Origin of the sequence: Vibrio crassostreae (assembly GCF_041439375.1) — a bacterium.
Taxonomy (GTDB): domain Bacteria; phylum Pseudomonadota; class Gammaproteobacteria; order Enterobacterales; family Vibrionaceae; genus Vibrio; species Vibrio crassostreae_D.
In genome coordinates this window covers 1-12640 of the sequence record NZ_JBGONY010000093.1, presented here as the reverse complement: position 1 = coordinate 12640, position 12640 = coordinate 1, and the positions used below count along the sequence as shown (strand labels likewise).

The following is a 12640-nucleotide window of genomic DNA, read 5'->3' as shown; positions in this document are numbered from 1 at the left end:
ATGATCTGATCGTAGCTTTAAGCATTAGTTCCCTGATTTAGGAAACAAAGCCTCTTAACTTGCTCAAGCAAACACGACGACAAATCCTTAAGGTCCCCTGAAATTTTTTCACCGCTCATAAATATGTTGAGTTCAATGGGACAATAAAAAGTAATGTTCCAGTACTCTGATACAGCGATTGAAACTGCCCTGATGTGATCTGCTCCAGCAATACTGGACACTTCATTAAGCGACATTTTGTTGTTCAAAGTTAACTGGGCTTAGATACCCAAGAGCACTGTGCCTTCTCGTCCGATTATAATCAATCTCTATGTACTCGAAGATCGTTTGCCGCATCTGGTCTCTCGTCATAATCGGCTCATATTGGATCGCTTCAACTTTCATTGAATGAAAGAAGCTCTCAACACAAGCATTGTCCCAACAGTTTCCTTTCCTACTCATACTTTGCTTTAGATTATAACCCGTTATGATGTCTCGATAATCTTTTGAGCAGTACTGACTACCTCGATCACTATGAACGATAACCTGCTCAGGGAACCCGCGACGGAACAAAGCCATTGATAGTGCATCGCAGACCAGCGTAGCCGTCATTCTGGTATCCATAGACCATCCGATTACTTGTCTTAAGTAAAGGTCAATAATTACCGCCAAGTACAGCCAGCCTTCGCTTGTCGCTACATAGGTGATGTCTCCCGCCCATTTTTCATTCGGAGCCACTGCGTTAAAATTCTGAGCCAACAAGTTTGGAGCAACAGGCATTTGATGTTTGCTGTCCGTAGTACACTTAAATTTACGTGCCGCTTTCGGCGTTAAATCTTGACGCTTCATACTGGCCGCAATGGTTTTAACATTGTGGTTATCACCGTTTTCAGACAGTTCTTTTTGGATTCGCCTTGAGCCATCTCGGCCTTTGCTGTTGTCAAAAGCTTCTTTGACCTTTGTATCAAGCTTTTGACGTATTGCCTCACGTTGAATGGCCTTATGGCGATGTTTAATCCAGTAATAAAACCCACTTCGGGATACCCCAAACACCTTAGTCATACGCACCATATTGAAGCGCAGCAGGTGTTCGAGCATAAATTCATAGCAATTTACTTTAGATTTTTCGCGAAGTATGTGGCGGCCTTTTTTACAATTTCTAGCTCTTCTGCTTGCTCAGCCAACTGCCTTTTGAGCTTAGCAACCTCTACGGCTAGTTCTTGCTCTCGCTGACTCGTATTGGTGTCTTTATTTGAGTTCTTCCGCCACCCATAAATTTGAGATTCATGTAAAGAAAGCTGTCTTGCTGCGGCAGCTACTCCAACTTTCTCTGCTAGCTTCAGAGCTTCTGCTTTAAATTCAGGAGAATGTTTAATTCTAGTTTTCTTAGTTGTCATTGTTCACCTCGTTAGTGATTATACTCACTTAACTCGGTGTCCAAAACTGCTGGGGCGGATCAGATGGTGTTTTGGCTCTCCACCAAACAATAAAATGTACAACTTCCGGTCTTGATACGTTCCCACTACATAGTGGTCTTTTTGTATCACGTACTCGATGTTTTCGGCTTCCTCATCGGTGCACAGATACTTAATGTCGACCAGCTTCACCCATTTCAAACCCACTACGTTCTCTGCTTCTATAAACCCACCAAATGGCGCCGTAAAGCGATTACCTAGTTTCAACAGCGTATCAATCACCCCTTGGTTCTTCTTACTTACCCCAATGGGACCATCGCTGTTAATTTTGAAATGGCTGTATCCAGAAGTCACATGAATTGATTGGTACATAGCAAAAACCTATTAACTTTCTTAGCACTTTGAGATAGGTGCCCAGCCTGTGCTTTTTGTCCTAAATAAAACATTGTTCTACGTTTCAGCCCAACTGCACTGTTTTTATATACAGTTATATTAGGCTTTATTATGTCTGTCCGCAATTTAAAGGATGGCTCAACCAAACCTTGGATCTGCGAATGTTACCCAAACGGGCGAACGGGGAAGCGTGTTCGTAAGAAATTTGCGACTAAAGGCGAAGCCAAGGCTTTTGAGCTTCACACAATGAGAGAAATTGACGATAAGCCATGGATGGGTATTAAACCGGATCACCGTAGAATGAGCGAGCTGTTAGACACTTGGTGGAGCATACACGGTCATACGTTGAAATCAGGTAAACAAGCTCGGGAGCTAATAGCCAAAACAATTGAAGGATTAGGTAACCCGATTGCCTATCACCTTAAAGAACGAGACTACTTAGACTATCGTGCAGCACGAATACCTTACCGTGGCAAAAATAAATCTATTGAGATTTCACCAACAACACATAACATGGAATTGATTTACCTAAAGGGGATGTTCAAGAAACTGATTAAGTACAATCAATGGAAATACCCCAATCCGCTTGAAGCTATCGAGACAATCAAAACCAGTGAGAAGAATCTGGCATATCTAACCAAGCCACAAATTGAAGAGTTCTTGGTTAACCTGAAGAATTGCAACCGAGTTATTACAGTCTCGATCCCACAACTTATTGTAATCTCTAAGATTTGCTTGGCCACCGGAGCTCGTATAAGTGAAGCTCTGACTCTTACCCGTTCACAGGTATCTGAATTCAAACTGACTTACACCGAGACAAAAGGTAAGAGAAATCGAAGTGTGCCCATCTCACCTGCTTTATATCAAGAGATCTTAGATATCGCAGTGAGCAACCATGAAATTTTCAACACTACTTACAAGGATGCCTGGCGCTACATTAAAAGGGCTCTACCTGGCCACGTTCCGAGTGGACAAGCGACGCATGTTTTACGGCATACTTTTGCTTCGCATTTTATGATGAACAAAGGGGATATTTTGGTGTTACAGCGTATTCTTGGACACACTAAAATTGAGCAGACAATGGCGTATTCCCATTTTGCACCAGAACATTTGATACAAGCTGTACACCTCAATCCATTAGAGAATTAATGGCGACAAAGTGGCGGCAGACACTGTAATCGACCGTTATTTATCGGTTTTATTCGTAAAAAAGGCGACAGTTTTCACTGTCGCCTTTGCTATTTAGAGCCTAATTTTTTCTATTCCCAATCAAGGATAACCTTGCCAGAAAGCCCACTACGCATAGCATCGAAGCCAGCTTGGAAATCATCAATTTTAAAGTGATGAGTAATGATTGGTAATAGGTCTAACCCTGATTGAATCAAACTTGCCACTATATACAAAAACAAATATAACCACTAAATATCAATAGTTTAAATTATTTATCAATTATGAATGGCGATAAAAAAGGCAACAGTTTTACCTGTTGCCTTCTGATATTCAAAACCGGTAGTAACCTACTCCCAGTCTAAAATTACCTTACCAGACATACCAGATCGCATCATGTCGAAGCCTTTCTGGAAGTCGTCCACTTTGTAGTGGTGAGTAATGATTGGCGTTAGGTCTAAACCTGACTGAATCAAAGAAGCCATCTTGTACCAAGTTTCGAACATCTCACGACCGTAGATACCTTTGATAACCAAGCCTTTGAAGATTACTTGGTTCCAGTCTACTGCCATGTCTGATGGTGGAATACCTAGTAGAGAGATCTTACCGCCGTGGTTCATGTTAGTCAGCATGCTGTTGAACGCAGATGGGTTACCAGACATTTCTAGGCCTACATCGAAGCCTTCAGTCATGCCAAGATCAGACATTACGTCTTCAAGCTTCTCTTCCATCACGTTTACTGCGCGCGTTACACCCATCTTCTTAGCAAGGTCTAGGCGGTATTCGTTTACATCAGTGATTACAACGTGACGAGCACCAACGTGCTTAGCAACAGCTGCAGCCATGATGCCGATTGGGCCAGCACCAGTAATTAGCACGTCTTCGCCTACTAGGTCGAAAGAAAGCGCTGTGTGTACTGCGTTGCCAAACGGGTCAAAGATTGATGCTAGATCGTCAGAGATTTCTGCAGGGATCTTAAATGCGTTGAACGCAGGGATCACAAGGTATTCAGAGAATGCACCAGTGCGGTTTACACCAACACCTGTTGTGTTACGACAAAGGTGAGTACGGCCGCCACGACAGTTACGACAGTGACCACATGTGATGTGACCTTCACCAGATACACGATCGCCGATTTCAAAACCACGAACTTCTTGGCCGATGCCAACAACTTCACCCACGTATTCATGACCTACTACCATAGGCACTGGAATTGTGTTTTGTGACCACTCATCCCAGTTGTAGATATGTACGTCTGTACCACAAATTGCGGTTTTCTTAATACGGATAAGAAGATCATTATGACCCATTTCAGGTTTTTCAACCTCGGTCATCCAAATGCCTTCTTCAGGCTTAAGCTTAGAAAGTGCTTTAATTTTCATAATGTTACCTAGTTCATCTCACCTAACTGTAAGGCGAGAATCAAAAATCTATATGTTCTATTGGGTGTTGCTCTACCTAATTAAAGGATACCGTGGCACCCCTTTAAAATTAGATGATAGCCATGTCTTTACCAACTTGGATGAACGCATCAATTGCGCGATCCAGTTGCTCACGAGAGTGTGCTGCAGACATTTGCGTACGGATACGAGCTTGGCCTTTTGGTACGACTGGGAAAGAGAAACCTACCACGTAGATGCCTTTCTCTAGAGCGCGCTCTGCGAATTCAGCCGCTACTTTTGCATCACCAAGCATGATTGGGATGATAGCGTGGTCAGCACCACCCATAGTGAAACCAGCGTCTTCCATGCGAGTACGGAAGTGAGCAGAGTTTTCCCATAACTGAGTACGTAGATCGCCAGATTCCGCTAGAAGATCTAGAACGCGGATAGACGCCGATACGATTGCTGGTGCAACAGAGTTAGAGAATAGGTATGGACGAGAACGCTGACGTAACCAGTCGATCACTTCTTTCTTACCAGAAGTGTAACCGCCTGAAGCACCACCCATTGCTTTACCAAGCGTACCTGTGATGATGTCGATACGGTCAACAACGTTGTGGAACTCGTGAGTACCTGCGCCGTTTTCACCCATGAAGCCAACTGCGTGAGAGTCATCAACCATCACTAGTGCGCCGTACTTGTCAGCAAGGTCACAGATAGCAGGAAGGTTAGCCACTACGCCGTCCATTGAGAACACACCGTCAGTTACGATAAGCGTGTGACGAGCGCCAGCTTCTTTAGCTGCTATAAGTTGTTGCTCTAGCTCTTCCATGTTGTTGTTCGCGTAGCGGAAGCGCATTGCTTTACACAGACGAACACCATCGATGATAGATGCGTGGTTTAGTGCGTCAGAGATGATTGCGTCTTCTTTACCTAGAATCGTTTCGAACAAACCAGCGTTTGCATCAAAACAAGATGTGTAAAGGATAGTGTCTTCTTTACCTAGGAACGTAGAAAGCTTTTGCTCTAGTTCTTTGTGAGAATCTTGAGTACCACAGATGAAACGTACTGAAGCCATACCAAAACCGTGCTGATCCATACCATCTTTAGCCGCTTCGATAAGAGCTGGGTGGTTAGCAAGACCTAAGTAGTTGTTTGCACAGAAGTTTAGTACTTCTTCACCAGTCGAGATAGAAACCGCTGCTTTTTGAGCAGAAGTAATAATGCGCTCAGACTTGTAAAGACCTTCTTCTTTAACTTCTTCGATTTGAGTTTGAATCTGTTGGTAAAATGCAGAAGACATTGTCTCATTCCTTCCTAGTTATTATTCAGCAGCATCGCGCGCCGCATTATGTAGGGATATAAACGATCTCAACACGATCATTTACACTGTAAAACTTATGCCTATATTCTAGTTGAACATCCCCGATCCGATTATCCCTTTAGTTGGAAAAACATTAATGAATCACAGGCATCAATCATTGTTAATCCCAGTGACACAGGGCACATTAACGCCCTTAGCTTTCTCTTTTAAACGCCAAATCTCCTCTAATTTCCCTATAATTTCGCTTTCATATCAAATCTCAATTTTTAATATCAAAACGATATAGTGATCAAAACCGGCTTATCTCATAATGAGCACCAGCAACGCCGCTATACAGATAAGCTTCAAACACATCAATCTATCAGAGCAATCACACTAAGCAATTAATGAAATTGATTCACAAATCAAAGTAAATCGCTCACAATCACTTTACGCTCATCGCCGAAACTCGTGGATACTTATGGTCAACCCTAAACTCATCGCCCTACTTCCAGATCTAGCCTCATTCATTTTAGTGGTAAATGAAGGGAGCTTTACTGCGGCAGCAAAACAGTTAGGGGTGACACCTTCAGCCTTGAGTAAGCTCATCACTCGCTTGGAAAAAGCACTGTCGGTGAAACTGTTTGAACGAACCACTCGTACCCTTATCATCACCCAAGCAGGCCAGTTGGTATACGATCAGAGCGTGGTGATGATCAACGCGGCGCAACAAGCCGTTGAGCTTTCAACCTCCGACCATACTGAACCTGCGGGCTCTATAACGGTAGCGGCGCCTGAGGCGTTCTTAAACTCAGTGCTACAGCCTTTTGTTGTTCCATTCTTAAGTCAATATCCAGAGATCCAGCTCAAGTTAAGAGCGGCTGACGGCGACATCGACATATTGCGCCAAGGTATCGACATTGCGTTTCGCCTTACCGATAAGCCCGATGAAAGCTTGGTTTTGAAAGAGCTTGGAAAGACAAACCTCGTGTTATGTGCGAGCCCCTACTATCTGAAAGCCAAAGGAGTTCCAAGCCACCCAACAGACCTTTCTAAACATGACTGTTTATACCTTGCAGAGACAGACAAAGACCACATTTGGGACTTCTTGAAAGACGATGAGTTTCACACTGTATCCGTCAGTGGCCGTTACGCAGTTAACCACTCGCAGATGCGACTAAAAGGTGTGAAAGAAGGTCTAGGTGTCGGTATTTTCCATGACTTCGTGATTCAAGATGCATTGGCTGAAGGCTCTGTTGTACAGGTATTGGAAGATTGGACTATCAAGAGTAATTACCATGGTGCGATTGCGATGCAGTTTGCTCAAACCAAGTACATGCCCGCTCGACTGCGTGTATTCATTGATTACGCCATGGAGCACTTAGGTGACAAGTTGGCAGGAGAAATAAACTGATGTTGAAAGGAATACACCACGCAGCCATAATCTGTTCAAACTACAACGCATCGAAGCACTTTTACACCGAGATTTTAAAACTTGAGATCATTGCCGAAAACTATCGAGAGGCTCGCCAGTCGTACAAACTTGATTTAGCGCTACCTAATGGTGCTCAGATAGAACTATTCAGCTTCCCTAACGCACCGGAAAGACCTAGCTTTCCTGAAGCTCAAGGGCTAAGACACTTAGCTTTTTGTGTTGATGACGTTCAACAAATCAAAAGCTATTTGGAAGAACAAAGAATCGAAGTCGAACAGATCCGAATTGATGAATTTACAGGTAAAGCATTTACTTTTTTTGTCGATCCTGACGGGCTTCCGTTAGAGCTTTATGAAATCTAGAGCTTTATCAATTATAGAGCTGTACAAGTCTAACGTCTTCTTAATAAACAGAGCATGTCATCTGAATAATGAAACTGACCTCCTGAAAAAGGAGGTCAGTTTGTATATCAATTAACTCAATGCCGTCTTGAATTTCTCAACGCGTGAAAATAGTAACCAATCCAGCAGCATTGCTGTCACGATCGTCGCTCCCGCCAGTGGAAACAGTACTGAAATAACTATCACGATCACTAAACCTGTCTTCCAAAGCCCTGCATCGCCAAACTTCGGTGGCGTGCCAAGCTTTCTTTGACCTGAAGGTCTACGTATCCACCACATCACACCGCCAGTCACGGACACAACAATGAACGCCAAACAAAACAAAGCATTTAGAAGCTTGTTAATGATGCTGATGTCACCTTGATGCAATGAAATACCTACCGCTAACGTTTTGGCAATGAAGTTATAATCTTGCCATGTCACCTCACCCAGAATACGACCTGAGTATTGGTCGAGGTGCGTAGTACGGTCCTGCGTTGGATCAATGATGTCACCGCCCATAGTGTTGGCTGTGACCGTGTAAACACCTGTTTCTGAACGCGGGAAATTCACCTTGTATTGAGTGAAACCAAGTGAGTGCGCTTTTTGGATAACATCATCAATCCCGAAACTGCTTGCTGACATCACATGTTGAGAGTGGTCTTCGCCCATCTTAGAGTGATCATGAGGTTCAGATGCCTCTTCCACGTGATGTACATGTTCTGCAGGCTTATCTTGAGACAACGGCAGCGGTGTTTGTTCTAGATTCCATGGAAGTTCTTCCTCTGAGCCATGGCTAAGCGATGTGTGCGTCTTATCAGACAGCGGAATATCGTCCCACATTTGAGCAGGGAAAGTGCTCCATGCTTGAACTAATTTACCGCCCCAGAAGCCTGTCCAAGCCAATCCAGACAGAATAAACAACAACAGAACGAGCGATAACACACCTCCAATGTTCGCATGCAGATCACGCATTAAAATACGCGTTCCTGAACCAAATCGAAGCTTAAGAAAACCAGCGCGGCTCGCGTTATCTCTAGGTAACCATAAGTAAATACCACTGATGAGCAACAGAATAGACAAGCTTATTGCGACTTCAATTAGATAATCACCCCAATCACCAATCAACAAAGTGCCGTGAATGTCATTCGCGAGTTGGTACAGGCTGTCGCTACGCGGAATCTCTCCGACCACTTCGCCCGTATATTGATTTACCGTGGCGAAGACCGATGTGCCGTCTACAAGTGCTACCGAAAAGCGGTTAGCCAGATCAGGAGCTTTGCTCGGAACAAACTGGGTAACCGAACCTTGTGGGTATTGAAGTTGTACTGCAGCTAACTGTTGTGACACTTTAATCGGCTCGCCCGATGCAACAATCTCTAGGGCTTCGTGGTGGAAAGTCAATTCGATTTCATCATCAAACAGCATCACCAAACCTGTAATGCTCAGCATTAACATAAACGGGATAACAAATAGCCCAGCATAGAAGTGCCAGCGCCATGTGAGGAAATAGAGGGTTTTATTGCGGTCTTTGCTTTTTATATTGGTTTCCGAACCGGTTGTTGCACTGCTTTTAGACTGCGAAGTTGCTTGTGCTTTCGCAGGGGTTTGAGATTCATTTCTCAACATTATAATTTCCTTTGACACACGCAAACATACCTTCTGAAAAATCAGAAAGTAATCTGAGCATGTTTAACTTTACTTAATACTTTATTTTTTAATTATTTTAATGGGTTAGGTTTAAGCAATAACAAAGGGAGGGCCGCGCGGGGCTTGCCTCGTGTAGCGTTCGCTTAGAGCCAAAAAAGCGTAGCTGTCGGAGACAATAGAACTCAGTCGAGTTGTCAGTAGTGTAGTGGGAAGTTCATCTTGGTGAAACGTGGAAAAATGGCTAAACGGACACGGCTTTCCTTTATGAGTATTAGGTTCGCCTTCTTCGATTTGAACCAATTCAAAGCCATTGACCGTACATAACGACGCCCATACTCCCGCACTATTACCATGAGCATTGATAACAGGCATTAATGTCACTAGCGCCCAGCTTAATGCTGTTGCAAGTAACATGAAGAAGTTGAACGAGGTTCGGCGCATTATTCCAAGTCTTTATAAATTTCCCTTATTATGAGGGACTTGGAATATAGGTAAACGTAAAGATTAACAGCAAGTTAAAAAATTGAAGCTAACGCACACTCTTTTTCGTTAAATACTGGTTACAACACTAAAACTAAGAAAGTAATACTCATCTCTTTGCAGCAGGCTTTCGATAAAAGAGACAATAAAAACGCCGCCTTACACCTTCCTCGAAAGAGGGTAATGTAAGGCGGCGTTTTAGAAATCGAATCTTGAGGTTTGCTCTTTGTTACCTATCTAGCAAACGTTCATGATTAACGAATTAACCGAAGATCTTGCTCCAGATACTTGGGTTACGCTTCTCATGGTACTCTTCACGAAGGCCATCAATAGTACGAAGTTCTTGCTGTGCCGACGCTAAGTCACCTTGGTCTAGCTTCTGCTCAATGCTATCCAGTGATGCACTGATCTTTTTGAAGCCTTCCATGAAGTTGTCTTCTTTCTCGACTGGGTAAACACCCGTTTTCAGCTCTGCCACTAGCGTATCTAAACGAACGATAGGCTTTTGCATCTCTTCAATGCTTTGAGCTTCTGCCGCTTGTTTGAACGCAAGCTTCATTTCTTGCATGTTTTTCTTAAGGTCTACATTAGCAAATGCGTTGCCAGACAATACTGAAGCAGCGATTAAGCCAGATAAAAGGATTGAGCGAGTTTTCATTGTTTCTCCAAGTGAAACTGTGACTTTGAAGATAGCGCCATCATGATTGTGGCACTTCGACTTTATTATTTTCAGCTAGTGTATACAAAAATCTGACATGCACAAAAATTGATTGTGTCGAAATGCAAACCCGCCGACATTCTCTTAAACAAGAGCTGAGTATTCTGGGATTTCATTACGACCGCGCAAGGCTAAAAAGGCTAGGAACTGCTTTGGCGAATGAGTGATCACTTTACTCGAATCTACACCCACTTCATCTAACAATGCTGCGACTAAATCCAAGCCACCTACATCTAAACAGAAATGCGCATCGCTGCCTGTTGTAATAAATGCACCCTTCGCTTTCGCTATTCTTGCAATCTCATAACAACGGTCAACACTGCCAACTCGGCTATTTCCTTTAAGTGTGGTGTTGTTGATCTCAATCGCCACGTTGTTTTCAACCGCACATTGAATGACGGCTTCGAAATCGAAATCAAAATTAGGATTGCCTAAGTGACCAAGCGCATCAATTCGACCACCCTTAATCACATTCACGAGAGCCTCTGTATGCGTTGCGACATCCGATGGGCGAAAAACGGGCTCGTGGAAGCTTGCAATCACCCAATCCAAGTTCTTATCTACACTCGGATGGATATCGATTTCTCCTTGAGTGTTCATGATATTCGACTCAACACCACGGATGATGGCAACCTCTTCGATAAAACGAGGAAGGACACGTTGGTTGCTGAAGAACCAATAGTGTGGAGCACCAGGCATTGATTCTGAATGGTCGGTGGTACAAAACATGGCTAAACCATTTTGCTTTGCCGACTTGGCATTTTCGATCAATGTGCTGTAAGCATGACCACTTGCGTATGTATGAGTGTGAGTATCTACTTTGAGTTCCATGAATCAATGCCCTCTTCGCTTGGTCAAATCAATCAATTTTAAGTTGGGTTGGCCTAATACAGCTTCTTCAAAAAAGACCCAACATACACCGGCTTAATGTGATGCTGAGTGATTTGAAATTATATACTGCTCATCATTCCGTATTGTTAAAATTAATTCAATCGACAATAACCTGATTTCTCCCGCTATTCTTTGCTTTGTAAAGGCGCTTATCAGCAAGCATAAACAGATCATTTGCCGATGTGCTTTTCGTCGGAACGCATTCCGCTGCACCTAAGCTCATCGTCACATGAGAAGCAATAGGTGAGGAACGATGAGGAATCGGCTGACTGTGCAAAACCGTTAAGAATGAATTAAGGCGAGCTCTGCTTTGCTCTATAGATGTGCTTGGCAATATAATGGCAAACTCCTCGCCTCCTATGCGAGCAGCAAGGTCTGACGGACGGTTAAAAACGTGCTTCCATAACTTTGCGACTTGTTTAAGGCAGACATCTCCTTGATGGTGGCCATATGCATCATTATATTGCTTGAAAAAATCAATATCGCCGATCACTAAGGTTAAAGTTTGCCCTTCGCGTTCACATCTAGCCCATTCAGACTCAAACGTTTGATTAAATTTACGTCTATTGGGGAGTGAGGTTAGCTCATCAAAAAGTGCAATCTTTGTGAGATCTTGTTTTTCTCTCTGCAACTGCTCATCACGCAACTCATATTGATACAATGTTGCCAGCAACTCTTTTCGAGGAGCTTTAGTCAAATCCTTTATGGATAGTGGCGAACTAACAAACTTGGCAAAATCTCCCCTAAACAAAAAGTAGAAGATCAGCATTGGGACACTATAGCAGGCCGCAATCAACAACTTACCCAGTATATTTCCGAATATGATAGGAACGATCTGCGGGCTTAGGCCAAAAGCTAAAAGAGGAAACAGTGCTCCATCCAAACAAAGGATAAAAACAAATGCTAGCGTATAGATGAATGCCAACGCTGGTAGGTTGGAAAGGAACTTACTCACTTGTGTAAAAATAAACATCAATAACAATATTTCGAGGAGAATCAAAACCCCTCCAAGAACAAGAACTTTCAACGACACGTCAAAGATACCGAAAGGGATAGCAAAAGGGTTCAACACATATTCCGATTCCAGCAACCAAGCCATAAAGTTAAAACCAACAAAAGCAATCAAATCCACAACCACTACTAACCGAAACATGTGTTTAAAAGTGCTAAAATCTCGCTCAATAATAATGAGCATTATGGTGCTCATCATGAATGCACCATAAGCAATATTTCCGCCTGAAATACTTAAAGCTTCGGATAATGGAAAGGAATAAACGGCACCAGCAAGCCCTCCCACTAAAAGCACGATACTAAGATAGTTATAAAATGCAGCTGTACGCACACGGTTTTTTAACGTAGCAAAATACAATGGGAAAATTGAGTATATTCCTAGGCTTTGTTGCGTAATTCAGTGGAACTAAATCCAGAACCTACGATCTGATCAGCT

At 43.1% G+C, this 12640-nt stretch carries 12 protein-coding genes and 1 pseudogene; 3 read left to right on the top strand and 10 right to left on the bottom strand.

Annotated features, from left to right (window positions below):
- Positions 1–225: 225 nt before the first annotated feature.
- Together ACED45_RS22925 and ACED45_RS22920 are read right to left on the bottom strand one after the other, a co-directional pair.
- Positions 226–1376, bottom strand: a protein-coding gene (locus ACED45_RS22925) for an IS3 family transposase (protein WP_371715099.1) whose coding sequence is annotated in 2 segments (ribosomal slippage) — positions 226–1133 and positions 1133–1376 — 1152 coding nt in all. Because the reading frame shifts where the segments join, the coding sequence is not laid out codon by codon here.
- A 24-nt stretch (positions 1377–1400) separates the two neighbouring features.
- On the bottom strand, positions 1401–1766 hold the full coding sequence (locus ACED45_RS22920; protein WP_371715098.1) for a hypothetical protein: 366 nt from the start codon (positions 1764–1766) through the stop codon (positions 1401–1403).
- 132 nt (positions 1767–1898) lie between these two features.
- Here ACED45_RS22920 and ACED45_RS22915 point away from each other — a divergent pair, with 132 nt between their 5' ends.
- Positions 1899–2936 carry a phage integrase gene (locus ACED45_RS22915; protein ID WP_048657773.1) on the top strand — a complete coding sequence of 346 codons (1038 nt, stop codon included), beginning with the start codon at positions 1899–1901 and terminating at the stop codon, positions 2934–2936.
- Between the two features lie 110 nt (positions 2937–3046).
- Here the strand turns inward: ACED45_RS22915 and ACED45_RS22910 are convergent.
- From ACED45_RS22910 to ACED45_RS22900, 3 genes and pseudogenes are all read right to left on the bottom strand, one after another.
- Positions 3047–3187 (bottom strand): annotated as a pseudogene (locus ACED45_RS22910) (L-threonine 3-dehydrogenase); the annotation flags it as partial.
- A 117-nt stretch (positions 3188–3304) separates the two neighbouring features.
- Positions 3305–4336: an L-threonine 3-dehydrogenase gene (gene tdh / locus ACED45_RS22905; RefSeq protein ID WP_123301518.1), complete on the bottom strand. Its 1032-nt coding sequence runs from the start codon at positions 4334–4336 to the stop codon at positions 3305–3307.
- A gap of 109 nt (positions 4337–4445) precedes the next feature.
- Entirely contained in the window at positions 4446–5639 is a 1194-nt protein-coding gene (locus ACED45_RS22900; protein WP_371715097.1) for a glycine C-acetyltransferase, read from the bottom strand.
- Positions 5640–6120: 481 nt separating this feature from the next.
- Here ACED45_RS22900 and ACED45_RS22895 point away from each other — a divergent pair, with 481 nt between their 5' ends.
- Both ACED45_RS22895 and gloA2 read left to right on the top strand, forming a co-directional pair.
- A complete protein-coding gene (locus ACED45_RS22895) occupies positions 6121–7053 on the top strand; it encodes a LysR family transcriptional regulator (RefSeq protein ID WP_371715096.1) in 933 nt (310 codons plus the stop codon).
- On the top strand, positions 7053–7436 hold the full coding sequence (gene gloA2 / locus ACED45_RS22890) for an SMU1112c/YaeR family gloxylase I-like metalloprotein (RefSeq protein WP_371715095.1): 384 nt from the start codon (positions 7053–7055) through the stop codon (positions 7434–7436). Before ACED45_RS22895 ends, gloA2 begins: the two co-directional genes overlap by 1 nt.
- Positions 7437–7547: 111 nt before the next feature.
- Here the strand turns inward: gloA2 and ACED45_RS22885 are convergent, their stop codons facing one another.
- From ACED45_RS22885 to ACED45_RS22865, 5 genes are all read right to left on the bottom strand, one after another.
- Positions 7548–9083: a PepSY-associated TM helix domain-containing protein gene (locus ACED45_RS22885; protein WP_371715094.1), complete on the bottom strand. Its 1536-nt coding sequence runs from the start codon at positions 9081–9083 to the stop codon at positions 7548–7550.
- 111 nt (positions 9084–9194) lie between these two features.
- Positions 9195–9545 carry a hypothetical protein gene (locus tag ACED45_RS22880; protein ID WP_017064798.1) on the bottom strand — a complete coding sequence of 117 codons (351 nt, stop codon included), beginning with the start codon at positions 9543–9545 and terminating at the stop codon, positions 9195–9197.
- A gap of 301 nt (positions 9546–9846) precedes the next feature.
- Complete coding sequence (locus ACED45_RS22875; RefSeq protein ID WP_017059534.1) at positions 9847–10242, bottom strand: cytochrome b562; 396 nt, start codon at positions 10240–10242, stop codon at positions 9847–9849.
- 144 nt (positions 10243–10386) lie between these two features.
- Entirely contained in the window at positions 10387–11133 is a 747-nt protein-coding gene (locus ACED45_RS22870) for a phosphatase (RefSeq protein WP_371715093.1), read from the bottom strand.
- 157 nt (positions 11134–11290) lie between these two features.
- On the bottom strand, positions 11291–12562 hold the full coding sequence (locus ACED45_RS22865) for a GGDEF domain-containing protein (RefSeq protein ID WP_371715092.1): 1272 nt from the start codon (positions 12560–12562) through the stop codon (positions 11291–11293).
- Positions 12563–12640: the final 78 nt, after the last annotated feature.